22 protein-coding genes are annotated in these 26,020 nt (G+C 37.1%); 5 read left to right on the forward strand and 17 right to left on the reverse strand.

The features are described from left to right. Window positions 1-987: 987 nt before the first annotated feature. Window positions 988-1,395 carry an Hsp20/alpha crystallin family protein gene (locus tag P6922_RS04470; protein ID WP_276874695.1) on the reverse strand — a complete coding sequence of 136 codons (408 nt, stop codon included), beginning with the start codon at window positions 1,393-1,395 and terminating at the stop codon, window positions 988-990. Between the two features lie 234 nt (window positions 1,396-1,629). Between P6922_RS04470 and lpxC the strand changes: the two genes are divergently transcribed. From lpxC to lpxA, 3 genes are all read left to right on the forward strand, one after another. Next, entirely contained in the window at window positions 1,630-2,478 is an 849-nt protein-coding gene (lpxC, locus tag P6922_RS04475; RefSeq protein WP_276874698.1) for a UDP-3-O-acyl-N-acetylglucosamine deacetylase, read from the forward strand. Then, window positions 2,475-2,909, forward strand: a complete 435-nt coding sequence (fabZ, locus tag P6922_RS04480) for a 3-hydroxyacyl-ACP dehydratase FabZ (RefSeq protein WP_007553747.1) — start codon at window positions 2,475-2,477, stop codon at window positions 2,907-2,909. Before lpxC ends, fabZ begins: the two co-directional genes overlap by 4 nt. A gap of 104 nt (window positions 2,910-3,013) precedes the next feature. Beyond that, complete coding sequence (gene lpxA / locus P6922_RS04485) at window positions 3,014-3,826, forward strand: acyl-ACP--UDP-N-acetylglucosamine O-acyltransferase (RefSeq protein ID WP_007553595.1); 813 nt, start codon at window positions 3,014-3,016, stop codon at window positions 3,824-3,826. Window positions 3,827-5,309: 1,483 nt separating this feature from the next. On the opposite strand, the gene potE (P6922_RS04490) is transcribed toward lpxA, so the two are convergent. The 4 genes from potE (P6922_RS04490) to hisS form a co-directional block, all read right to left on the reverse strand. Next, window positions 5,310-6,611: a putrescine-ornithine antiporter gene (gene potE, locus P6922_RS04490; RefSeq protein WP_276874701.1), complete on the reverse strand. Its 1,302-nt coding sequence runs from the start codon at window positions 6,609-6,611 to the stop codon at window positions 5,310-5,312. A gap of 97 nt (window positions 6,612-6,708) precedes the next feature. Continuing rightward, the gene (gene speC / locus P6922_RS04495) at window positions 6,709-8,925 is read right to left on the reverse strand and encodes an ornithine decarboxylase (RefSeq protein WP_276874702.1); all 2,217 of its coding nucleotides are present in this window, start codon (window positions 8,923-8,925) and stop codon (window positions 6,709-6,711) included. 73 nt (window positions 8,926-8,998) lie between these two features. Further along, window positions 8,999-10,348, reverse strand: a complete 1,350-nt coding sequence (gene potE, locus P6922_RS04500; RefSeq protein ID WP_276874704.1) for a putrescine-ornithine antiporter — start codon at window positions 10,346-10,348, stop codon at window positions 8,999-9,001. 677 nt (window positions 10,349-11,025) lie between these two features. Beyond that, window positions 11,026-12,282, reverse strand: a complete 1,257-nt coding sequence (gene hisS / locus P6922_RS04505; protein WP_276874708.1) for a histidine--tRNA ligase — start codon at window positions 12,280-12,282, stop codon at window positions 11,026-11,028. 153 nt (window positions 12,283-12,435) lie between these two features. Between hisS and P6922_RS04510 the strand changes: the two genes are divergently transcribed. Both P6922_RS04510 and P6922_RS04515 read left to right on the forward strand, forming a co-directional pair. After that, window positions 12,436-12,732, forward strand: a complete 297-nt coding sequence (locus P6922_RS04510; protein ID WP_276874711.1) for a YerC/YecD family TrpR-related protein — start codon at window positions 12,436-12,438, stop codon at window positions 12,730-12,732. Between the two features lie 140 nt (window positions 12,733-12,872). Further along, window positions 12,873-13,301: an EamA family transporter gene (locus P6922_RS04515; RefSeq protein WP_007555896.1), complete on the forward strand. Its 429-nt coding sequence runs from the start codon at window positions 12,873-12,875 to the stop codon at window positions 13,299-13,301. A 118-nt stretch (window positions 13,302-13,419) separates the two neighbouring features. Here P6922_RS04515 and P6922_RS04520 read toward each other — a convergent pair whose 3' ends face one another. The 12 genes from P6922_RS04520 to P6922_RS04575 form a co-directional block, all read right to left on the reverse strand. Continuing rightward, entirely contained in the window at window positions 13,420-14,709 is a 1,290-nt protein-coding gene (locus P6922_RS04520; RefSeq protein ID WP_276874714.1) for an adenylosuccinate synthase, read from the reverse strand. Window positions 14,710-14,725: 16 nt separating this feature from the next. Next, complete coding sequence (purB, locus tag P6922_RS04525) at window positions 14,726-16,018, reverse strand: adenylosuccinate lyase (RefSeq protein WP_276874717.1); 1,293 nt, start codon at window positions 16,016-16,018, stop codon at window positions 14,726-14,728. Next, window positions 16,011-17,411 (reverse strand): NAD(P)/FAD-dependent oxidoreductase, encoded by a 1,401-nt coding sequence (locus P6922_RS04530; protein ID WP_007555899.1) that lies wholly within the window; start codon window positions 17,409-17,411, stop codon window positions 16,011-16,013. The genes purB and P6922_RS04530 overlap by 8 nt, the downstream gene beginning before the upstream one ends. A 127-nt stretch (window positions 17,412-17,538) precedes the next feature. Beyond that, a complete protein-coding gene (locus P6922_RS04535) occupies window positions 17,539-17,892 on the reverse strand; it encodes a hypothetical protein (RefSeq protein ID WP_007555900.1) in 354 nt (117 codons plus the stop codon). A 129-nt stretch (window positions 17,893-18,021) separates the two neighbouring features. Continuing rightward, on the reverse strand, window positions 18,022-18,579 hold the full coding sequence (locus tag P6922_RS04540) for a hypothetical protein (protein ID WP_276874720.1): 558 nt from the start codon (window positions 18,577-18,579) through the stop codon (window positions 18,022-18,024). After that, entirely contained in the window at window positions 18,576-18,851 is a 276-nt protein-coding gene (locus tag P6922_RS04545; protein ID WP_276874722.1) for a hypothetical protein, read from the reverse strand. Before P6922_RS04545 ends, P6922_RS04540 begins: the two co-directional genes overlap by 4 nt. 317 nt (window positions 18,852-19,168) lie before the next feature. Continuing rightward, window positions 19,169-19,762, reverse strand: coding sequence for a TetR/AcrR family transcriptional regulator (locus P6922_RS04550; RefSeq protein WP_276874725.1), 594 nt, complete (start codon window positions 19,760-19,762; stop codon window positions 19,169-19,171). A gap of 19 nt (window positions 19,763-19,781) precedes the next feature. Continuing rightward, window positions 19,782-20,204 (reverse strand): GNAT family N-acetyltransferase, encoded by a 423-nt coding sequence (locus tag P6922_RS04555; protein WP_276874728.1) that lies wholly within the window; start codon window positions 20,202-20,204, stop codon window positions 19,782-19,784. Window positions 20,205-20,352: 148 nt separating this feature from the next. Then, window positions 20,353-21,618 carry a uracil permease gene (uraA, locus tag P6922_RS04560; protein WP_007553774.1) on the reverse strand — a complete coding sequence of 422 codons (1,266 nt, stop codon included), beginning with the start codon at window positions 21,616-21,618 and terminating at the stop codon, window positions 20,353-20,355. A 274-nt stretch (window positions 21,619-21,892) separates the two neighbouring features. Further along, entirely contained in the window at window positions 21,893-22,162 is a 270-nt protein-coding gene (locus P6922_RS04565; RefSeq protein ID WP_276874730.1) for a DUF1294 domain-containing protein, read from the reverse strand. Further along, window positions 22,163-23,920, reverse strand: a complete 1,758-nt coding sequence (locus P6922_RS04570) for a nuclease domain-containing protein (RefSeq protein WP_276874732.1) — start codon at window positions 23,918-23,920, stop codon at window positions 22,163-22,165. After that, window positions 23,904-25,943 (reverse strand): McrB family protein, encoded by a 2,040-nt coding sequence (locus tag P6922_RS04575; RefSeq protein ID WP_276874734.1) that lies wholly within the window; start codon window positions 25,941-25,943, stop codon window positions 23,904-23,906. The genes P6922_RS04570 and P6922_RS04575 overlap by 17 nt, the downstream gene beginning before the upstream one ends. Between the last annotated feature and the right edge of the window lie 77 nt (window positions 25,944-26,020).

Here is a 26,020-nt window from a genome sequence, read left to right on the forward strand (position 1 = left end):
GTAAAAATAAAAGAGAAGTAGAGTTTTTGTTTCTCTACCTCTCTATATCTTTGTTATTTTATTTTCTTGTTAAAGGTCAACCGTAAACACGCATATACACCATATAGCGGTTCCTAAGTAAGTTAATAAAAACAGCCAAAGTATTAATTTATCAAAAAATTTATCCTTAAAGCTTTTTTCTTTCATTTTTATCACCTTCATATGCTATTTACCCAATATGCTGTCTATTGCCGATGCTTTGTTTCTTGTGTATGTTTTTCGTGTTGTTTCTTTCTTCTTTTTCTTTTGCTTCGGTATGGTGTCTTTTGTTATTTTCTTGCTTAGCCGAACAATTTATATTACAAACAATAACCAATAAATACCTAATATAAAGGGAATAAAAAATATAGAAACTTTAATTCTTTCAATCATCTTGTCTTTAAAGCTTTCTTTTTTCATGTCTTTTCCTCCTTTATTTGCCCAGTATGCTGTCTATTGCCGATGTTTTGTTTCTTGTGTATATTTTACGTGTTGTTTCTTTCTTCTTTTTCTTTTGATGCCGTGGGTATTTCATAGGTATTTCATAGGTATTTCATCTGTATTATTATACCTTGATTTGTATGAGTTATCAATTTTGGATTAATGAAAAAACATATAAAATTTGTTCTGATGTTTGTGCAAAAAAAGGATATAACTCGGCTGTTTTAATTCGTAATTTTATGGCTGAATTTATCGAATATTATAAAGATGAAGAAAATTAATTCCATATAATTACAAATAAATTTTTATATTTTATACAATACCTGTAAGCATAATTTACTCTCCTTTTCGGTGTATAGGAAGAGTATTTTTGTGTCTGCGGCAAAGGTACGACAGTTGAGTATCGTAGATGTCATTTCAAATTCTTTCTTGATTTAAGAAAGAATCCTGAGAGTACGTGTAAAAATAAAAAGGTGAACTCCCTTGTCACCGAAGCAACAAAGAGAATTCACCTTAACTCAAAACAAATCAATCAATCTGAATACGTCTTACAGAACCGTCCGCACTCTCCTTAATCTTAGGAAGAGTAATACGCAAAACTCCGTCCTTCAAAGACGCCTTCACAACTTTCTCATCTACACCCCTTATAACAAACTGACGCTTGAACGAATAGGAAAAACGTTCACGTCTTAAATAAACATCTCCTTCTTTTTCATCCGAAGATTTTTCACTCTTGGCTTCCACAGTCAAAACGTCATCACTGTAAGAAATGCTCAAATCATCTTTCTTCATACCCGGAAGATCGAAAACGACCTCATACGAATCGGAAAGTTCCTTTACATCAACCTTCGGAACAAAAGCAAACTCACGAGAATCATCCCAAAAACCTGCATCATTCAAAAAACCGTTATCAAACATAGGCATTAAACTACGCATAAACGCCGCCCCTTTCTCCAAATCGTTATATGTAATCAAGACCTTTACTTTTTATCTATCTTCATCTCACCTTCTGTAGTTATTATATACGTTATTAGCACTCGTGTCAAGTGAGTGCTAATAACGTATATTTCTCTTAAATTTAAATCTTTAATTATATAAATATTTTGTATTCACATATATCATGTTATAATTAATCGAAAGTTACTATAAGAAAGCAGAAAGGTGTTTAACTTGAAAAGGAAACAACGTACAATAAAAAAAGACGTTACCTACAAAGGAAACGGACTTCATTCCGGACTTGCGGTAACGATGACGATGAAACCTGCAAAAGAAAACAGCGGAATAATATTTTGCAGAACTGATTTGCCGAACACTCCGAAAATACCGGCACACATCAAAAACGTAACCGACACACATCGTGCAACAACACTTGAAAAAAACGGCGGAAAAGTTTTCACCGTAGAGCACGTACTGTCCGCACTCTATGCAATGCACATAGACAACTGCATCATAGAAATGGACTCACCCGAACCGCCGGTAGGTGACGGAAGTGCACGCACATTCGTAAATATGATAAACGAAGCCGGAATACTTACGCAAAATGCCGACATCGACATATTCGAACTTCCGCAAAGCGTTTCATTCTACGACAAAAACAAATTCATCGTTGCAATCCCCTATGACGGACTCAGAATAACATTTACATCGATAAATCCGCACCCGATGCTGGGAACACAAATACTCGACATAACAATCAATCCCGATTCATACGACAAAGAAATCGCATCGGCACGAACAATCGGATTTACAAAAGAACTCGAAGCCATGAGAAAAATGGGACTTGGAAAAGGCGGCACAACCGAAAATGCGGTAGTATATTCCGAAACGGAATGTCTTTCCGTACCCAGATTTGATGACGAACTCGTAAGACACAAAATATTGGACATACTTGGAGACATCTCACTCGTAGGCCCGCTCCATGCACACATAATAGCAGTACTTGGAAGTCATAAACTGAATGCGGCACTGTCGGAACGCCTTCAAAAGCTCAAAACACAAATAACGGAGGAACAACAATGAAATTAAACATTGAACAAATCATGAAAATCCTACCGCACCGTTATCCGATGCTGTTGGTAGACAGAATACTGGATGTAGAACCGATGAAATACGCAAAAGGACTCAAATGCGTGACGATGAATGAAGCATTCTTCCAAGGACACTTCCCGAACCATCCGATCATGCCGGGAGTACTCATATGCGAAGCAATGGCGCAAGTAGCCGGAATAGCATTGCAATACACCGATGAAAACAGAGGAAAAATACCGATGTTTGCAAGCATGGACAAAGTAAAATTCAGATCGCCGATAGTACCCGGCGACGTAATGATTACAGACGCACAAGTAATCAAAGTAAAGGGACGTGTAGCAAAAGTACACTGCAAATGCACCGTAGACGACCAAGTCAAAACGGAAGCGGAATTTATGTTTTACATCACCGAAAACGAATAAAAAAAATATTGTCGATATAAAATTTGTAAAAAATATTTATTTTTTGTAAACTTTATATTAACATATATAACATGAAGCTACACCATACAGGAGGAATGGGACTAATGGAATTAAAAATACTAGAAGAAAAAGAACCGCAAATCCACGCAACCGCCATTATCGATCCCGATGCCATAATACATAAAAACGTTATCATCGGCCCCTATGCAGTAATAGGACCAAATTGCGAAATCGGAAGCGGAACTGAAATCGGAGCACACGCAGTAATACGTAAAAACGTAACAATGGGAAAAAATAATCGTATCTATCCGCACGCAGTAATCGGAGACGATCCGCAAGACTTGAAATACACCGGAGAATACAGCACGGTAACCATAGGAGACGGAAACCTCATACGTGAATTCTGTACAATACACCGTGCAACGGGCGAAAACCTCGAAACACGCATAGGCTCATACAACATGCTTCAAGCATACGTACACATCGCCCACAACTGTACACTGGGAAATCACATAATCATTTCAAGTTTCGCAGGTCTTGCCGGCCACGTAACGGTAGAAGACAAAGCTGTAATAGGCGGAATGGCGGGACTTCACCAATTTGTAAAAATAGGATCCACCGCAATGGTAGGAGCAATGACAAAAATAGTACAAGACATATGCCCCTACGTAATCGCAGATGGAAACCCCGCAAGAGTAATCGGACTCAACAACGTAGGTCTCTCAAGAAACCACGTACAAGACGAACTCAAAAAAGACCTGAAAAAAGCATACCGCATAATATTCAGACAAGGACTCACACTCAACGACGCAATACACAAAATAGAAGAAGAAATACGTTCCACACCCGAAACGGAACACCTCTTGAGATTTTTGAGAAATTGCAACCGTGGACTGTGCAGAACAAGAAACAAATAAAGGCAGTAACCCGAAAAAAGGTTACCGCCTTTTTGCTTGCCCTATTATCAATCGCACATAGCATCGACACATCTTGGACATATTAAGCAAACTACCTATCTAAGCTGCTTGAAAACGGAAAATATACACAATCATTTCCCTGAAAACACATCCGCACTCAAAATTCTACACACCGAACACTTCAACCACACACTGCAATAAAACGCAAACATAAAGCAAAATTCCATTCCGCCCTATATAATCGGATACGCTTAAACAAATATATAACCAAGTGCATCAGATATATTTACCGATTGAACACAAAAAAACACCCTTAAACAACGTTATTTTACTTCCTACATAAAAAAACAACTTAAAAAAGATATATACAAAGTATATATCTTCTCAAGGCCTCGCAAGTAAAAGTAAAATGAATAAAAACAATCACTCGCAAGACTGTTCAAATATTAAAATATTTTAAAAGGGTAATTAAATTATATACCATCAACACTAATTTTTCAACACCGAACCGACACTTTGCCATGAAACATACGATTTTGACAAAAACAGCATAAAATAAAACAAATCAATCAAAACCGCCCAAAAAATACATCGCAATAATAATAAATAAAACAAAAAACACCATAAAAATGCACCCTATTCAATCAAGCATTGCAAAAAATTTATACATCATTTACTTACAAATATTATACTATTTTTTACGCTGTAAAATACAAAAAGCACATTACCCGGGAGGTCACCCGATAACATGCTTTTTGTATAGTGTTTTACTACAAGGAGTATAAAATACCACTGCCATACATTACATATGGCAAACACTTCGAAAGCTCCACATACTTTCAAAATGTAACGCTATTATTAAAATCAATGCACCTGCATAAATGCTCCCGAAAATATACATAGTGACTATCGAAATTAATAACTCAAAATGTAATAAATTCTAACTAAATACAATTAAAATTTGATTACGTTATCAGTATATACGTTTTCACATTTATTTCCATTGCCAAGCTACGTCATACTAGCATATGATAATATAATTTAAAATATACATAAAAAATATTTTTTAATTAAAAACAAAAATATATAAATTATAATATATAATCTTAAACATATTTATTCTTAACAGATGTAATACTACTTATCATTATAAAATATATCAATCGTCATGCTAATCAACCCTGAAAACTCAAAAAAAACAATCACATAAAACACTAATTTTATGCACATAAACAATATACAAAAAGTATATTTATGTTATTTTTTTTAAAATATAACATACTACTTATGTATAGAATTAATTTTAATTTTTTAACAACATTTTTTATTCATGCCATAACTGAATCACTTATTTTCATATTAAATATAACTATATAATGATATTCTATTTTTCTATATGAAAAGTAAAATTTTATCTCAAAAATAAAAGAGTTTTGTTCTAAAACTCAAAAACAAAACTCTTTTATTTCATAATGTAATTAATTTATATTTCACGCTTTCCGTTATCCGCTACACGACCGTAAAGTACCCAACCTAAGAATATCGCCAAACCTCCGTATGCCATTGCTTGAATCCCTGATGCATAGCAAGCGTATAAACTATATACTGATCCAATCATTGCAAGCATAGATATATATTTTATTTCATATTCATCACATCCTGCGGTACGCATCAACACTCTAACAGATGCCATCGATAAAAGATATGCCACAATAGTTGTAATTACCGATAAATCTACCAATATTTCATATTGCTTTATCAAGGTAGGACTTACCGTCATAAACGCTAATGCAGTTTGAATTAATGTTAAAATAATCATGCCTAATACAGGAGCTGAAAAACTATTAAGCTTTTTAAATATTTTAGGAAAATGTCCGGCATTTGCTGCTGCTAAAAATACATTTGCAGCTGTAAATTGCCAACTTACCAATGCACCAAAATCGTTAATCAATATAAGTAATATAATTATATTACCTACATATCCATTAAACATTTGTTTAAATACAAAACCAAAAGGTGCGGAACTGTTTGCCAATTCACTTGCAGGTACTATACCGAACATTATATTTGTTGTTACTATATAACATAATGCTGCCAATGTAATTCCAAGAAGTATCGCTCTTGGAATATTTTTATGTGGATTTTCTACACGTTCAGCATTTGCACATGCCGTTTCAAGTCCTAAAAACGCCCATAATGTCATTGTTATAGACTCTGTAACTGCACCAGCAAAAGGTAATCCGCTGACATTCCAATTATATAAATAAAGACTTGGAGAAAACCAAAACCACCCCAAAGTACATAAAAGTCCGCATGCAATAATAACTCCCCATACTGTAAAACTTGATACCTTACCTGTAAACCCAGGACCTCTCCAATTTAATATTGTTGATGCCCATAAAATAACCGCAGTCCATATAGCTGTTTCAAAAGACGTAAGAGATACCCCTACCAATTCAGCCAAATATCCTGCACCCGAAAGTGCCATTGCTGTATTTGCTATAACACATGAAATACCGTAAGAATAACTTACTAAAAAATTACCGGAATGCCCGAAAGCATACTCAGCATAACCTACCATTCCGCCTTCTTTTTGTGAGTACATTCCGCATTTTCCGAATACAATAGCTAAACATACCGACCCTATAGCCGTTACAATCCAGGAAAATATTGAAATTGCACCAATTTGTCCTAATTTTGCCGGTAACATTACTATTCCAGATCCCATCATATTTACAGCAGTCATTATGGTCAGCTGAAACAAGTTTAATTTATTTTTTTCCATAGTTTTATTCCTTATCAATAAAACCGGTAAAAAAATGTAGCAGGTTTTTTTTATTCCCTGCTACATTTTTTAAACCATACTCAATGAATATGCCTTATTATTTTGTAATACCTACGTATTCGCTCTTATACTTTGCTTCCAATTCTTTCTTAAGAACACATCCGTACACTACAGTATTTCCTTTTTCATCCTTATCCATTACAACACCTTGGATTGATGGTGCAAAGCCGGGAAGCGCATTGATGCAATCAACCAACGCATTAAAATATGTACATGCAGTTGAAGACCATTCTTCACCGCTCATTACACATACAACTCCTGGCGGATACGGAAGTGCATCATCAAGTGCAATGCGTCCTTCAATTTCTGTAATCGGAACAAGTTCTCCATCACCACGAACCAATGCATTATGAGCCTGTTGTGCACTAATTCCCTGTTTAGGCAATGTTTCCTTCTTGAAAAGATCCTTCTGTACTTCTTTAAGATTTGCACCTTTATAGAAATCGTGCATTTCCTGACACAACTGACGAATTGTGTAATCACCGTATCTGTCAAAGTATTCTTTATATGTTGTCGGTAATACTTCGCGAAGCGGTGCATCACGTTCAACAAATTTTTCAAAACGTACAAGCTGAGCAATAAGATTATCAAGTTTAACCTTGGTTTCAGCCGGTGTAATCAAAAATTCCAATGTGTACAGTGAAGATTTTTCCGGTGTAATATTATTTTCACGCAAGAACGCAAACAGAATAGATGCATTTATACCGAAATCTTCGAATGTATCATTTTCTACATTAATTCCCGGTGTAACAAGGATAAGTTTCATAGGATCTACTACATACTGATCTTTTGCATATCCTTCATATCCATGCCATTTTTCTTCCGGATTGAATTTCCAGTAATCAAGGTTTGTTGCAATTTCTTCCGTATCAGCATCTGCCCACGGTTTTCCGTTTACTACCGGCGGTACAAACGGTTTCAAAAGCTTGCATACCTTGAAAATCTTCTTACGTGCATCAATGATGTCACAAAGAGCTTTCTTCCAAATCATCTTACCCTGTCTTCCTTCATGCATCTTAGCATTTACTTCGATGCTTGCCCACATCGGCATGAACGGAGATGTGTTGTAGTGAAGCAAGAATGAGTTATTGAAAACCGTGTCGTTGCAGTAACGTTTCTGACCCTTAATATGACTGTCTTTCTTATGAATCCAAGAAGCGGAAGACCAACCTGCACCCTGCTTATGAACTGACTGAGTAACGATAATACCAGGATCTTCAGGTCCGAGTTCCATAAGAAGCGGACTGGAGTCCTTCATTATATCGATAAACTGTTCATAACCTGTCCATGCACAGTCAAAGAGAATGTAGTCGCAAAGATGACCAATCTTATCCAATACTTGACGTGCATTGTAAATTGTTCCGTCATATGTTGACATTTCAAATACTGCCAAACGAATCGGACGTTTTTCGTCAGCTTTTTCCGGACATTTTTCACGAATCTGTTCACGTACATATTCTTCATTCATGCATTTTGCCGGTATACCACCGATAAGTCCTGCAGAATTACGAATAGTTTCCATAAATACCGGTGTAGCACCTGCTAAAATCAATGCACCATGATCGATTGATTTATGATTATTTCTGTCATAGAGAATAACATCACCAGGTGCAAGCAATGCGCTGCATACAATATGGTTCGAGCAAGATGTACCATTCAAAACGAAGAATGTTCTATCTGCATTGAAAACCTTTGCAGCAAGTACTTCTGCGTCATTTGCTTTACCCTTGTGCAAAAGCAAATCGCCCATATCAAGAGCAGCACCATGTCCTAAGTCTGAACGGAAAATGTTTTCTCCCATGAAATCTACAAACTTAGCACCTGCAGGAGTCCTTCTATAGAAGTTACCACCATGATGACCGGGGCAGGAATATTCAAATGTACCGTTTTCAACATGCTTAATCATAGTGTCCAAGAATGCCGGAGTAACCTTTTTATCAAAAGCAACTACAGCCTCTTCAATTCCACGATCGTAAAGACCTTTAGAAACTTCACTAGGATCTGTATCAATTACGTGATTGATTTTTCCTAAAACTTCTTCCGGAAGTTCCTGATGCAATGTGTTTACCAAGAAAATAGGAGTCTCAAATCCTGTTTCATACACACGATCAATGTATTCCAATTCCTGATCGGTAATTACTGCAGCACCGATATTTGTCAGATCGGCATTGTCCAAACATACCTTTTGACGAACACCTACAGTATTAAAATACTGTTCTGCCAACGGACTGTATCCTACTTTAAAGAAATTCATAAAATATGCCTCCTTAAAAATCGACACAAATTATATTTATAATAAAACGCTATTGCGCTTATTACCTAAATTATTAAGCATTACTTGCTTTTTCAGCATCAACCTTATCGTTAAATTCTTTTGCACTTTCAAGATCGAACTTCGGTGATACCAAACCGTAAAGAGCGACACCCAAGAATGTAACGAGTGAGCCCCAAACCATAGCCTGTTCTCCGCAGGAGTACAAAGCATAGAAACTGTAAATCAAACCGATAATCGCACAAATATTTGTTGCAATTGCAGTTTTACCTTTAAGTGCGGCTTTCTGAATAACAACCAATGCACCCATTGAATAAATAAACGGAATGATGTTTGTCATTACGGACAAATCTACCGCAGCTTCAAACTGTTCGAAGAATTCCGGACTTGCACTCATAATTACGAATATTGACTGAATTACACCTACAATAATCATGTCCATCAAAGGAAGTCCGTTCTTAAGTTCCTTTGCAAAAATCTTCGGGAAATATCCTGCATCCGCACCCGACTTCAGGCACTGTACAGCAGTAAACTGACAAGCCATCAAAGAACCGAAGCAGCTTACAACGAAGAATGCATTAAATACCTGTCCCACAGTCGGATTAAACATTCTTGAGAATGCAACACCGAACGGAGCATTGGAATTAACCAAATCTGCACCTGGAACGATACCCTGAATTACGTTTGTAGATACTACATAAATAACTGCAGCAATAATTGTTGCTCCAAGAACTGCAATCGGAACGTTCTTTTCCGGATTTTCAACTGCATCTGAATTTGAAACCGCAGATTCGAAACCTGCAAAAGACCAAAGTGTCAATGCAATTGATTCACTTATTGCTTGGAAAGCAGGGAGATTATGCGGGTTCCAAGAATCTGCCCATAAAGAAGGACTGAACCAGAACCAGCCGATAATGCTGATACCAACTACCGGAATAATCGCACCCAATACTGTAAAAGAAGTAATACGACCTACAGACTTCGGTCCTCCCAAACTGCACACCGTCGCAAGCCATATTGCAATCAAAGTACCGATACAAATTGTTGTTGCATTTGCTTCGATACCGGCAACTTGCAACGCATAAGCTACAGCCGTAAGAGCAATAGCTACATCCGCAAGAATTGCTGTGATTGAATAGGTGTAGTTTGTCATAAATGCACCGGCTTTACCGAAAGAGTATTCAGCATAACCACCCATACCGCCACCACGACGGCTGTACATACCACACTTTGAAAATGCGTATGCTAAGCATGTAACCGCACCACCGGTAACAACCCAGCTGAGAACGGAAATAGTTCCGACTGATGCCAACTTTGTCGGCAAAAGAATAATTCCGGAACCCATCATATTTACGAGCACCAAGAGAGTTAATTCCCAGACACTCATCTTTTTAACTTTTGACATATATACCTCCAATGTTGTCCCGTCATTGTGAAACTATGTTTCCGTACCTACTGCCCTCCTTCCAATCGCCTTTCCAAACATTCCATAAACATATTAATAAAATTGCATTTCACACCTGTATGTTTGGAAAAATTCCCAAGACGATTACTTCCAGATACCGGAAACAATCTCATGACGCATACAGTATAAGCATGTTTCTCATCAGCGTCTAATGTTTAACTACTACATATCAACAAAAAGTAATAATCACCAACCAATCCTTACAGCACTTACATAAAATTCATAACATTTCTTAAACGTGAAAAAAAATAAAGCTAAATGTATCTGTTTTGTAATTTAAATACAAACTACTCATCAATAACATAATATAAAATTTTATTTTTTTTAAATAATGCGATTTCAATTCTATAAAATAAAAAAAACTTGCATTCATCACATGCAAATCATAACTTAAATTTTATAAAATTAATTGTATTTAAAATAGATACCTTTTTACTTATTATTACTATTTTATCTTTGAAACTTACCTATAAAGAGAGTATTGCACAAAATAAATCAGTTTTTATTTTATACAATTACAATAAAAACGGTTTTATACCATACTAAAAAAATATTTTATGTAAAAAAGGAACTTCCTAAAATGAAGTTCCTTTTCCCAATACCCAATTTTACTTAAATTATTTAACCATTTTCTTTACAACTTCAACAATACTTTCAAAATCAATTTCTTTTTGTTCTTTTGTTTCCATATTTTTAAGTATCGCTTTACCTTTTTGAAGTTCGTCTTCGCCTATGATTAAAACGAACTGATACTTTTCTTTATCGGCTTGTTTGAGCAATGACTTCAGGCTTTTTCCTTGCATTGCGATTCCTACATGAATTTGTTCTTTTCTTAGTGCTTTTACAATTCCTACACCTTTTATTATTGCATTTTCACCTACCGTTGCAATGAATACTTGATTTTCGTTTTTCACTTCGGGGAATAAATTCTGCTTTTCAAGTGCAAGTACCAAGCGTTCCATACCTATTGCAAAACCAATTCCAGGTACTTGTATTCCGCCGATTTCGTTTACAAGTCCGTCATATCTTCCGCCGCCGCAAATTGTACTTTGTGCGCCTAAAGGTTCATACATTATTTCAAAAGCGGTATTTGTATAATAGTCAAGGCCTCTTACCAAAAGCGGATCTACGATGTATTCTATTCCAAGTTCGTCAAGATAGGTTTTGAGTTTTTCAAATTTTTCGCCGCAGTCGTCACATAAACAATCAACTATATTCGGTGCCCCATCAATTATTCGTTTGCATGTGGTGTTTTTACAGTCCAATACACGGAGCGGATTTTTATATAGTCTTGTGTTGCAGTCTTCGCAAAGTTCGTCTTTTTTCGGTTCCAAGAATGCTATGAGTTTTTCATGGAATACTTTTCTGCATTCAATGTGTCCTACGGAATTTATGTGCAGCTTCAATTCTTTAAGTCCCAAATCTTTGAAGAATTGTACTGCTAAGTCTATTACTTCCGCATCTACATACGGATTATCCGAACCTAAAACTTCCAATCCGAATTGGTGAAATTCTCTGTATCTTCCGGCTTGCGGACGGTCATATCTGAACATCGAACCTATATAAAACAGCTTATGTGTTGTATTGTCCGCATACATTTTATTTTCAAGATACGATCTTACTACGGCTGCAGTATTTTCCGGTCTTAATGTTATGGATCTTCCGCCTCTGTCATTAAAGGTGTACATTTCTTTTGTTACTACATCCGTTGTATCTCCTATACCTCGAAGAAACAGTTCTGTCGCTTCAAATATAGGAGTTCGTATTTCTTTGAAACCATACAAATCACAAATTTGCCTTATTTCCCGTTCCAAATATTGCCATTTATAAATATTTTCCGGCAAAATATCTTGTGTTCCTCTAATTTTTTTCATATTTACTCCTCCTTTACCCATTTACTTATTTATAATTATAACATTTTAACGTGTAAATATAAATTATATTTTCATTTTTTTTAAAATATATTATGATATAATGCTTTATGGTTACTAAACTATAATAATGATGCTTTACAAAGAGGTGTTACTATGGATATAAAAAATCCTACAACGTCAGCTTTATTTGAGGCTGTTTCAAAATTACAAACAGAAAACGAATTTTATTCATTTTTTGAAGATTTATGCACTGTTGATGAACTCTTAGAAATGACAAATCGTTTCCGTATTGCAAAAATGCTTTATCAAGGTAAGAAATATAATGAAATACAAAAACTTACCGGATGCAGTATGGGTACAATCTCAAGAATAAATCGTACATTTAAATATGGTAACGACGGATACAAATTAGTATTTGAAAAATTAAACCAATCAATCTCAAAAAAATAATTATTCTTACAAAAAAATAATTATTCTTATTTTATCTATAATATCAATCTAACCGAAAGCGTTCTGTATAAATATTCAGAGCGCTTTTAACTTTTTATTCTGTATTTCTTTATCATAGTAAATTTTGAGAGGTTGGTATTATGAATTTTGCGTTTTGGTGGCCTATCGGCGCTTTGGTTTTGGCTAATTTGACTTATCATTTTTGTTTTAAGTTGATTCCCGCTTCAGTAAATCTTTTTGCGTCTTTAACCGTTACTTACTTGTTTGCATCTGTTGCAGCTTTGGCTCTGTGTTGGTATACTTCTCCTTCCGGTGAGTTTTTGGGGCAGTATACAAAAATTAATTGGATTGCTTTCATTTTGGGTTTTTGTCTGATCGGTTTGGAGGCCGGTGCTTATTATATGTACAAGGCCGGTTGGCAAATTAATATCGCAGCAATGGTTTATAGTACTATCGTTTCAATTATTCTGATGATTTCCGGATCTTTGTTTTTCCATGAAACTTTCACTTTGACGAAAGCTTTCGGTGCAATTCTTTGCTTCGTGGGTTTGTTTTTCGTCATGAGGTAGTTTCAAATTCAGTCCCTTTCAAGGGACTTTTTTATTGCATTTTTCTTAAATAAAAATATCCGTAACTTTTTCTACTTTCGATTTGTTACGGATATTTCTTTTTAAATATATTCAAATATTATTTTTTAAATACATCTTTTACTACTATTGTTTCTTCTCTTGTCGGGCCTACGGATACTATTCCGATTTTCACTCCGGTGATTTCCGCTATTGCTTCTACGTATTCTTTTGCTTTTTGCGGAAGTTTGTCATATTCTCTTATGTCGGAAATTTTTTCTTTCCAGCCTTCAAATGTTTTGTATATCGGTTTGAGTTTGGAAAGGAAGTTCAGATCTGCGGGATATTCTTTTATTTCTTTTCCTTCGTATTCGTATCCTACACAAATTTTTATTTCGTCCATTTGGTCGAGTATGTCAAGTCTTGTAATTGCAAGGTAGTCGAATGTATTGAGTTGTGCCGCATATCTTACCGCTCTTGCGTCAAGCCAGCCTACTCTTCTGGGTCTTCCCGTTACGGTACCGAATTCGTGTGCGAGGTTTCTTATGTAGTCGCCTGTTTCGTCATGAAGTTCGGTCGGGAACGGGCCTTCGCCTACTCTGGTGCTGTATGCTTTTACTACTCCGAATATGTTTTTCATATTGTGCGGTCCGATTCCTGCGCCGATGCACGCTCCTCCTGCTGTCGGGTGTGATGACGTTACGTACGGATATGTTCCGTTGTCGCAGTCGAGCATTGATGCTTGTGCACCTTCAAAGAGTACGTTTTTGCCTTCTTTTATGAATTTGTCTACGTTGTAGTTTGTGTCTTGTACGAACGGTCTCAAAATTTCCGCATATTCGAGGTAGTCTTTGAGCATTTTTTCGTAGTCGAATCCTTCTACTCCATAGAGTTTTTCAAGTACTCTGTTTTTGTATTCAAGGTTGTATTTGAGTTTTTCCGCAAATACTTCTTTGTCCATAAGGTCGCATATTCTTATGCCTATACGGTTGATTTTGTCTGCATAGCAAGGTCCGATTCCGTTTTTTGTCGTTCCGATTTTACGGCTGCCTTTCATAGCTTCTTCAGCTTCATCTTGTCTTATATGGTACGGAAATACTACTTGTGCACGTGTAGATATTTGGAGGTGGTGTGTTTTTACACCTTTTTCTTCCAAGCTTCTCATTTCTTCGATAAGGCTTTTCGGGTCTATTACTACGCCCGTACCTACTACGCAAATTGTGTTTTCGTACATAATTCCGCTCGGCATGAGTCTTAGGGGATATACTTTTCCGCCTGTCACTACTGTGTGTCCTGCGTTGTTTCCGCCTTGTGATCTTACTACTACATCGGCTTTTGCCGCCAAGTAGTCGACTATTTTACCTTTTCCTTCGTCGCCCCATTGTGCGCCGATTACCATAGCTGTTGCCATATTTTTTCCTCTTTCGTTATAAACCGTATCTCGCAAAAATTGTGTCGACATGTTTAAGCATCGGTTTTTCATCAAAGCATGCTTTTATTTCTTCGTTTGTCAAATATTTCTTTATGTCTTCGTCTTTGCAAAGATTTTCGTAAAAATCTTCCCCGTCTATCCATCTCTTCATTGCATTTCTCTGTACCCAACGGTATGCAGTATCTCTGTATGCACCTTTTTCCACGAGTGCAAGAAGTATGCGTGGACTGTATATAAGTCCGCCGGTAAGATTTAAGTCTTCTTTCATTTTTTCCGGATATACCAGAAGTTTGTCGATAAGCCTTGTCGTTTCTTTCAATATGTAGTCGAGTGCCGTTGTTGCATCGGGAAGTATTACTCTTTCTACCGATGAGTGAGATATATCTCTTTCGTGCCAAAGAGGTACATCTTCCAACGCCGGTACAACGTATCCTTGTATAAGTCTTGCCATTCCGCAAATACGTTCACTTCTTACGGGATTGCGTTTGTGCGGCATTGCCGATGAGCCTTTTTGTTTCTTGCTGAAATATTCTTCCACTTCACGTACTTCGGTACGTTGAAGATTTCTTATTTCAAGTGCAATTTGTGCAAGGCTTGATGCAATAATGGCCAATGTAGTTACGTATTGTGCATGATGATCACGTTGTACGACTTGTGTGGATACCGGTTCCACTTTAAGTCCCAATTTTTCACATACATATTTTTCTACAAACGGATCTATATCTGCATATGTACCTACTGCGCCGGATAATTTTCCTACACGCATATCTTCGGCTGCACATTTCATTCTTTCTATATTTCTGAGTGTCTGACTGTACCAAAGAAGTATTTTCAATCCGAACGTTGTCGGTTCGGCATGTACACCGTGTGTTCTTCCGATTGAAGGTGTGTACTTGAATTCTATCGCTCTTCTTTTCAGGACTTCTTTCAATTCTTCAAGGTCTTTCAAAAGTATTTCAGATGCTTTTTTCACTTGAAGATTTATTCCCGTATCTTTTACGTCGGTAGATGTAAGTCCCATATGAATGTACTTGGCTTCATCGCCTACGTTTTCACCTACACAGGTAAGAAAAGCTATAATATCGTGATTTACTTCACGATCTATTTCATGTATACGTTCAACATCGAATTTCGCTTTTTTCTTTATTACTTCAACTGCTTCTTTCGGAATGCGTCCGAGCTTTGCATTCGCTTCGCATGCGGCGATTTCCACATCGAGCATCATTTGCCATTCATTCTTTTCGCTCCATACGGCGCCCATTTCTTCTTTTGTATATCTTTCAATCATTAATGCTGTCGACCCCTTCACGTTTTAATATTTCTTTTGCAACTACCACGCCGGCAGCACTTGCCTGTACAAGTCCTCTTGTTATACCGGCACCGTCACCGATTGCAAAGAAATTAGGTATTGCCGTCTCAAGTTTATCACTGAGTTCCGGCCTTGATGAATAGAATTTAACTTCTACACCGTAAAGCAATGTATGTCTGGAGTTTGCACCCGGTGCAACCACATCCAATGCTTCAAACATTTCCTCAATATCTTTAAGGAAACGATACGGAAGTACAAGCGATAAATCTCCCGGTGTAGCTGACGGCATTGTGGGATTTACAAGACCCCTCTTGATACGCTCTTCGGTAGATCTTCTGCCGTCACGCAAATCTCCCAATCTTTGTACAATCGGGCCGCCGCCGAGCATATTTGCCAATGTTGCTATATATTTACCGTATGCAATAGGTTCATTGAACGGTTTTGTAAATTTCTTTGAAACCAATATTGCAAAATTGGTGTTTTGACTCTTCTTATATGCAAATGAATGTCCGTTTACCGTCTGAAGTCCGCCGTTGTTTTCCGTAACGACAAATCCGTAAGGATTCATACAGAAAGTACGTACTCTGTCATCAAAAGACTTCGAGAAATAAACAAGCTTCGATTCATAGCAAATCTTCGTTATCGGTTCAAACGTTTCCGCCGGCATTTCTACACGCACACCGATATCCACCGCATTGGCACGTGTATGTATACCCATCTTGTGTACGGAATTGTTGAACCACTCCGCACCTTCACGTCCCGGAGCGGCAACAAGATACTTGGACAAATAAGTCTTACCGCCTGCAATAATTCCCAATGTACCGTCTTCCTTAGGATGCAATACATCCTCAACCTCGGTATCACAAAGAACTTCCACATTACTCGGAAGTGCATCACGCATATTTGCCAAAATATCCGCATTCACATCGGTACCCAAATGTCTGATACGTGCCGGAATAAGCGCCAAATCTGCTGAAGCGGCTTTACGTTTAAGCTCATGCAAATCATCTTGGAACTCGTCACCGTAAACCTTACGATTAGCTCCACCGAACTTGCAATAAATCGAATCTACATAAGAAATAAGCTTTGAAAGTTCACCCTTATTCATGTAATCGTCAAGATTACCGCCGTATTCGGTAGTAAGTGTCAATTTTCCGTCAGAAAACGCACCTGCTCCGCCCCAACCGCATACGATATTTTTCCTTTTCTCAGAAGGAGGCGCATTTCTATCTTTGTTAATTTTTACGCGTTCCCGTATATCATGACCTTTTTCCACAATCAAAACGGAAAAATTACTTTTCGCCAATTCCAATGCGGTAAAAATACCCGCCGGACCGGCTCCGATAATAATTACATCATAAATTCCAGACAAGAAAATCCCCCTTTTCCGGGCATCAAAAAACCCCCACGATTGTGGGGGAATGCTTTTATGTCCCTTTTAATCATACAAATATATATAATAAATGTCAATAAAAATATTTATTTTCTTTGAACTTTTTCTAATTCAACTCGGCCTCAACCTTTTTCTTCTTTGCCTTCCTTACCCTTCTCCTGCCGCGTCTCGGCTTTCTCGCCTCCGCCAAAAGACGCTTACGTGTATCGGCCTCTTTCTTTCTCTTTCTTATTATTTTATCCTTACGTTCCTTCTGCTCTACCTTGTGGCGTCTGACATCTTCGGCTACTTCCGTCGGTTCATTCTCATTACAAAACGACAAAAAACTCTCAAACGCATCCGGATATGAAAACATTATCACTCTGTCATCGAATTTGACATTGAAATACGTGCCGTCAAAATCAGTAATAGATCCTATCCCGAAAACTTTATGCGCTACCATGCTACCGATAAGATTCATTCTGTGCCCCCCTTTGTAAAACACCTGTATTCATTATAGTCTTTTTACAACTTAATGTAAAACAAGCGCAATTCTAAAGAATTTTTCAGCACAACGTTTCCTGAATGAAATATTATTTACAAAAACAAATCACACCTCAACCGAAAGCACATAACGATACGTACCGTTTGCACGATTTTCATACCCTGCAGCATACTCGCTGCAATCCGCATATCGTGCATACCCCTTGATAAACATATCATTAAGCAAAGCAATATCATTCAAATCAATCAAACCTTCATACCTTCTCAAAAACGAAAGCACCACCGACACCGAAGTAGGACACCACATACCGGCATAAATAATACACCTCGGCTCAAAAAGCGTTTCAACGGAAGAAAGAGCATCTACATAAGAAATACAATCCTCCGAAAGCTTCTCAATCTGAACTGTCGAATTTTTTCTTAAAATATCACTCAAAACCGGCAAATCGCCGCACATCAATAAATCACTGTAACTGCGATGAGCAAACCGCTCACCGCCCTCTATACGCAAAAGCAAATCATCCGCACGCTCCCCCTCCCAAGAAGAACACCCGATAGAAGGATAATCGCCTCCGGTAGAACAACACACACTGCCGAAATCACCCTCGATACCGGTAGAAACAAGCCCGTCTGCAATCAAAGAAGCCAATCTGAAATCCGTCATGAAACACGCCCCTTTTCACTATAAATAAACTTACCGTCATGAGAAAAACAAGTAAACTCCCTGCAAAGAAGAGCATGCAAACGAGAAACCGACTCCGTCAAATTACGAAGCTCCGCACGCAAACTGTCGACATCGCTACTCAAAAAAGCCATGCGCTCCAAAGTAATCTTCGTCTTTTCACGATCATTTTGTATATAAGGACGAACGATATACCCGGCAATAACGGCAACAATAGTAGTCATAAACGACAAAACAGCTATAAATTCCTTCACAATAACTCTCCTTTCTATAACTCTACAACATAAATGCAAAAAGAAAGTAAAATTATAACCCGAAAGAAAATAAAAAAACAGTCAGAAGCGATTATAAAATTTAATCTTTAAAAGTATTTTTATTTAAAATTTATCGTTACATTTTTATGTTTACATTTTCAGCAAAAAAAGACACCGTCAAGTGTCTTTGATTTTTCGTAACTGATTTTGTCCGGCCGTTTCGGGTTTTTCACCAATTTTAGTTTTATTTTATTTTCAATTTTTCCGCATAAAAAATACGCATCTCGAGAATGCGTATTTTTATTTCATTTACCGATTCATACTTTATTTTCATATGAGTCGAGTATTTTTTTGACCTCCCAATTTACTACGGGCAGTGCGTATTCCGACAGACTTTCAGTTTTGCCCAATATGCACCATGTAGCTATAAATCCATATATTCGTGTTACGAATATATCGGATATTTTTTCTTCGGGTATTGTTTCTTTTAATCGTTTTGCTTTTACTTCTTTTGTAAAAAGTTCGTATATAAATTTTTTTATATTTTTCGGAAATATAGTGGCTTGCGGGTATTTTTCGGTTCCCTGTATGGAATCGCATACCCAATTACGCAAAAGTTCTTTAGGCATATAATCAATTTCTTCAAACACTGTTTTCATGTATTCACATATTTTCATGTCGATGGAGTTTTCACTTGCAAGTACTTCTTCTTGCTTGTTTTTTATCGACTTGAATATGAGTTCCAATACTATATCTTCTTTTTTGGTAAAGTAGTGGTAGAATGTTCCTTTTGCTACTTGTGAGGCTTTTGTTATTTTTTCTACGGATACGTTTTCGTATCCTTTTTCTTTGAACAATTGCTTTGCGGTTTCAAGCAGTTTGGCTTTTGTTCTTTTTGCTTTAGGTGTCATTTTATCGCCTCGTTTTCGCTTATAAGGTTTTTTCCATCCAGATGTGCGGGCATCCTTCGTCATCTACTTCTTTTCCGTATGCTTTGTATCCTAATTTTTCATAAAAACCTTTTTTCTCAACTTGTGCGAGAAGTTTTGCAGTTTTTCCGTGGAGTCTCCATTTTATAATTCTTTCTTTTTCTTTTATAAGTGCAGCTCCGAGTCCTTGTTTTCTGTATTCTTTATATACTGCGAGTCTTCCTATTACGTATGAGTTTTCTTCTTCATTCCAGTACATACGACAGCATCCTGCCGGTTTGTGGTCTTTGTAGAGTACCGTGTGGTATGCAATTTTGTCTATTTCATCGTATTCGTTTTTAAATCCTTGTTCGTGCATAAATACTTCGGTTCTGATTTTTATTTCGTCACCGGTCAATGATTGTATTGTTTTAAATTGTATCATTTGTATCTCTCCTTGTTTATGCCTTTTTGACTTTACTTTTTTTCCGAGTCACCTTTATTAATATATCACCATATATGTCTCTTTTCAAATTGTCCGAATTTGTAGAAATTGAAAACTCTCCGTTTTCGTATTCGGAGAGTTTTTTTAATTATTGACCGTTTGATATTTTGAGTTTGTCGAAGAGTATAAATACAAGTGATAATATAATTGCTACCACTGTCGCAAGTCCCATTCCTTTGAGTTGTACGGGGCCGATTACTACTGTCGCTCCGGAGAGTCCCGTTATCATTACTACCGCTGTCAGTATGAGGTTTCTGGAGTTTGTGTAGTCTACTTTTTTCTCTATAAGCATTCTTATTCCGCTTGCGGCTATAAATCCGAAAAGAAGTATACATACGCCTCCCATTACCGGTGTGGGTATTCCGTGTATGAGTGCGGCTATTTTTCCTACGAAGGAGAATATTATCGCAAATACCGCCGCTCCTGCTATTACCCATGTACTGTATACGCCCGTCATCGCCATTACGCCCATGTTTTCTCCGTAGGTGGTGTTCGGTGTGGATCCCAGAAGTCCTGAGAGTACGTTTGATAATCCGTCCGCAAAGAGCGAGCGGTGAAGTCCCGGTTCTTTTATGAGGTTTCTTCCTACTATGTCGCTTGTTACGAAAAGATGACCCAAGTGTTCTGCAAATACTACGAAGAGTGCCGGCATTATCATCATTATCGCACTGACATTGAAGTGAGGTCTGTAGAATGTCGGAAATGAGAACCACGGCATTTGCGCTACGTGTGTGAAGTCTACAACTCCCATGAAGACAGAGAGAATATATCCGGACACTACTCCGATAAGTATCGGTATTATTGCTATAAATCCTCTTCCCAATACCGTTGCAAGTATTGTCACTATGAGTGTGAATGTGGAGATTATCATTGCGGTTTCGTTTGTCATTCCTTGAGCTTGACCCATGTATCCGGACATCGACATCGCAAGGGGTGCAAGTTCAAGTCCGATTATCGCAACAATGGCACCCATAGCCGCCGGCGGAAACAATATGTCTATCCATTTCGTTCCTACTCTATCGACTATAAGTGCCAGTATCATAAATGAAAGTCCGAATGCTATAAATCCTCCCTGTGCATCCGCATAGCTCATTCCGTTTGTAGCGCATACTGCAAGTACGGGTGATATAAATGCAAAGCTCGATCCCAAGTATGCCGGAAGTTTCCATTTGCAGATTGCAAGGTATATGAGCGTACCTATTCCGTTCATAAAAAGACAGGTTGCCGGATCCACGTTCAAAAGAAACGGTACCAATACCGTCGAACCGAACATTGCAAACAAGTGCTGCAAGCTAAGCGGTACAGTTTGTAATAAAGGTAATCGTTCTTCTACGTGAATAATTCTTTTTTCCATAAAGTCCTCCTCGCTCTTTTCGTAACAAGAGAGTCTTTCTCAAGACTCCCGATTTTTGAAAAAAGGAATCGCACGGTGCGACTCCTCCTTTCGTTTCGTTTTATAAAATTTTATCCTTGTGATTATACAATTTTATTTCTATAAAATCAAGTCAGTTTTAAATTAATTTATATTTTTCTTTTCATTTTTCAAATTTTACATATCGTATTTTCATATTTCTTTATTTATGAAATATTTTCACATTGAAAAAGCACAACCTTTTTCGATTGTGCTTTTACATGTTCACGATAATGAAGTATATTGCGACTGTTTGAATTACTCCGATAATTGTAAGTCCGACACTGAATTTCCAATAGTTCTTTTTATGGTTGAATACCTGCATTCCGAGGTATGCCCCTATTCCTCCGAACGCCATTGCCGTAAGAAGGAGCGTTTTTTCTTTTATTCTTCTTTTGTTTTTTATCGCTTTTCTTTTGTCTATACCGAATTGAGCGAATGTCACAAGGTTTATGAAGAGTATGTATGTGAGAAATATTTTTTCCATTTATCTTTTATAAATATTTTTCGTATATTCTTCAAGCATTTTTGAGAGTGTCGCATTTGATGCCAGTGACGGTGCCAGCGATATAAATCTCAAATTGTAGTCTTCGTCTTTTGTTGTCGGTATTTCTTTCGGAAATATTGCCCACACTTCTTTTACCGGTCTTATGTCTTGCAGCGATCTTTTTTCTTCATAGTTTTTGTAATATTTCGTATTTACATCTCGATATGCATTGAATTGTCTTCTGAGCAATCTGCTTTTTTCTTCGTTTTTCCAAAGGTAGTAAATATCTCTGTATTTGAAGTCGGCGATGAGTGAGCCGCAGTATTTTTCTTCGCTGTAGAAGTCCAGTCGCAAATCCGGTTGTCTGTGCGGATTGTTTGTGTATATAGGATTTCTTTTTCTGCTTGTTTCTTTCGATGTTTCCGGTATGAATCCGTCATATACCGCATATACTTCTTTCTTTTCTCTTTTCAGACATATTACCGTTCCGGATTCAAGGCTTGACAGTCGATATTTACCGTCTTTCTTTTCGACCGAGGGACCTTTTTTTACTTCCCATCCGTTTTTTGTAAGTGCTTTTATGAATTGCAAAAAGCACCACAGTTCATAAAGTTTATCCGTTCTTTTCCATTGGTATCTGTAAAATGACGATACCGACAGACTTTCTTCCGGCTTGTTCAAATTTTTATGCAATTTGTAGAGTATGGAGTAGCGTGGATCCAGAAATACCGTCATCGGTATATTTTTTTCGTTTGTGTCGCTTGTTTGTATAAACCAATTCGTTTTTTCGACTTCTTTTATAATGTTTAAAAGTTGCATCGCACTTTTACGAAAGTCGTCAAAGTGTATCAATGCTTTTTTACCCATTTTATATTCACGGTTTTCGGAAAATTCTCTGAGTTCCTCTTGCCTAAGTTCAAGTCTTGTCGCATTTTTGTCGAGTTCTTCTATAAATGTTTTCAGTATAGCGTGAAGTTTTTTTATTATTCTTTTTACAAATCTGTTTTCTTCCACGTCAAGCGTGTTTTCCATGTATACTATCGTTTGCGAGTATGAACCTTCTCTGAATCTTATGTGTTGAGGTTTTATATGCACGTCGCTTTTTTGTTTGTTTTGGTCGTATACTCTTTTTTTGTTTATTACAAGTCTTGTGTTGGCAGTTTTCGCCAATTCGTCAAGTACCGATATTACGTAGTCGCATTCTTCATGTATTATGTAAAATCTCAAAAGCATATCCACATTAAGTCCCAATGCACTTTCCATGGCTTTTGTGATTTGTATGTTTCTTTTCATGAAGTCGAATGAGAGTGTTTTTATTTCGGATATAAGTTCTTCTCTCATATTTTGCCAACTCTGTTTTTCCATGAACTTCGGTGTTATTTCCAAAAGTCCGTAATATGTTTCGTTTTCATGGTATACGGTTATTACATAGTATCCGGGTACCAAGGGAAAATCTTTTCCGGAGAATATACGCAACGGCGCTTCTTTCTTTAGCTGCGGTTTTATATATATTTCTCCGTCTTTTTTCTCGAGTTTTTCACTTTCGGCAACGTCAAGGCCGTCCATTGTCATGCGGTCTTTTTCGTTTGCCAGAAATTTCACGAATATATCCTGATTTTCCGCTATCGTTATACCTGCTTCGACTTTGTCTTTCATAAAATCTTTTACATCTTTTTTCCACGCTTTTTTCGGATATTCGATTATTTGCCCGTTTCCGGTATAGAATGTAAGTCCGAATTCTTTAGAGTGTGTAGTCATAGAATTTCAACTCTCCGGATTTTTCTTTCAGTACTCGGCGTGTTTCTTCAAACATGGATATGTTTTTGTATTTATCCAGTACTTGTGCGATTTTTCCGGTGAGGTTTCCTTCTTCGTCATTGTCTATGAGCGTTTTGAGTTGTTGTGACGATCCGTGTATTTTGGTCAGTATACGCTGTACCGTTTGTACGTCTATGCCTTCTTTGCGTGTGAAATTTATTTTGTCCGGTATGTTTTTCAAATAGTTGTCGAGTTGTTTTGCCACTCTAAATCCTATACCGCACATTATTCCGCTTTCGTAGAAGGAGTCGTTCAATTCGTCCAAGAACTTAAGTTCTTCTTCTGTAAGTTCTATATCTCCGGTTTTTCTGAATGTATTGAATTCCGTTGCACTTATTTCTCTTGAATTTATATCTTTTGAATTTCGTACATTCGAAAGGTTCACAAATTTTCCTTGTTTGAGTGTTATTACATTTGAACGGTCGAGTATTTTGTCGCTGAATTTATATGTCGATTCGTCTACGTTTACCGTTCCGACAAACATTATGTTGTTTCCGATTGTTATTTCCGGAGGATATTGATTGCTGTTGTAAATACGTGTCGCCAATGAGGGGTTGTACAAACGTATTTTCATTTCTTCTTCATTTTCAAGTACGGATATGAATTGAGCAAAGTAGTGCTCGGCTCTTGCCAAATTCATTTCGTCAAAACATATGATGTACAGTTTTTCGGGATTTTTTTCCGCATCTATCAAAAGTTCCGAAAGTCCGGTGTCCGCCGGTCTGTAAATCATATTTTTCATATCTACATATCCGAGTAAATCTCCGTCATCCATCCATGAGGGTCTTACCGGTATGAGTACGGTTCTTTCCTTGGGAAGTCCGAGTGCTTTTCCGTATGTTCTTACAAGTCCGGATTTTCCTATTCCGCTCATTCCCGACAATATGACAAGTCGTGAAGATTTCATGGATATATGGAAGTTTATGAGATCTTTTTCACTGTATAAAAAGCCCATGTCTTTGGATGATTTTATTAAATGTTTGATGAAATCTTTTTCGTCGTATTTCTTGTCTTCAGTTTTGATTTCATTTTCTTTATGATTGTTTTTTACCATATCCGCCAAAGTTTCCTCTATTTTTAAAACATTTTCTTTTGCCGGTAAAAATATCGGATCGTGTATTATTTCTATTCCCAAGTCTTTTAATATGTCGCCGTCTTGAGGTACGGGTTTTAAATTTTTTCTGAATTCGGGCAGGTATTCACGAGGTATGAACCATAACGGAGATTTTGCACAGCGTAATACGTGATTTTTAAGTTCCGTATTTTGCATGTCGTATAGTGCATATCCAAGTGCAGAATTTCTTTTTGATTTGAAGTACGCTCCGCCTTCTCCTATTACTTCGCTGTTGAACACGTCATTGTACAACGGTGCGAATATTATGTAGGGTCCTATTTTCCCTTCATAAGTTTTCATTGTCGCAATGACAAATTCCGGTTCCATTTCATTATCCCAATATTTTTTTGAAAGCCCGGGTAAAGGCTTTCCTTCTTTCATGTGAAAGCAAAATTTATTTATATTTCCACCGAATACCGGATGCTCGACCGTACCGAATACAGGTACGGGTACGTAGTCTTTATCCGTATCCATAAATAATGTTTTGCCTTCTTTTTGCAAATCGTCCAATACGAAAAATTTGTTGTTTCTCAATGCCGGTGTAAATGTCACCAGACAGTCCTTGTAGTTTTCTTTTAAAAATTGTACTGCTTCTTCTTCATTTTTAATTTCGTCGAATTTACAGTCGAGTCTGCTCATAAATCCTGTAAATCCGAATTTTACGGCATTTTCATACTCGCTCGGTACGGGAGATAAAGGATCTGCGAAAAATCGATAATCTTTTACTCCGGCCGACGGCATGGAACTTTTTACTTCATACCTCAATCTTCCCAGCACTTTTCCCTGTGCCTGCTTTACTATGGCGAAATTATTGTCTTCGCCCGAAAAGGGTTCGTTTACATATGCCATCATGTTTCCTTTCTTTTTAATTGATGATATGGTGAATATTTTCCATATCACGCAAGACTTTGTGTCTTTTAATTTGT

This window comes from Dialister micraerophilus, assembly GCF_947090205.1.
Taxonomy (GTDB): Bacteria; Bacillota; Negativicutes; order Veillonellales; family Dialisteraceae; genus Dialister; species Dialister micraerophilus.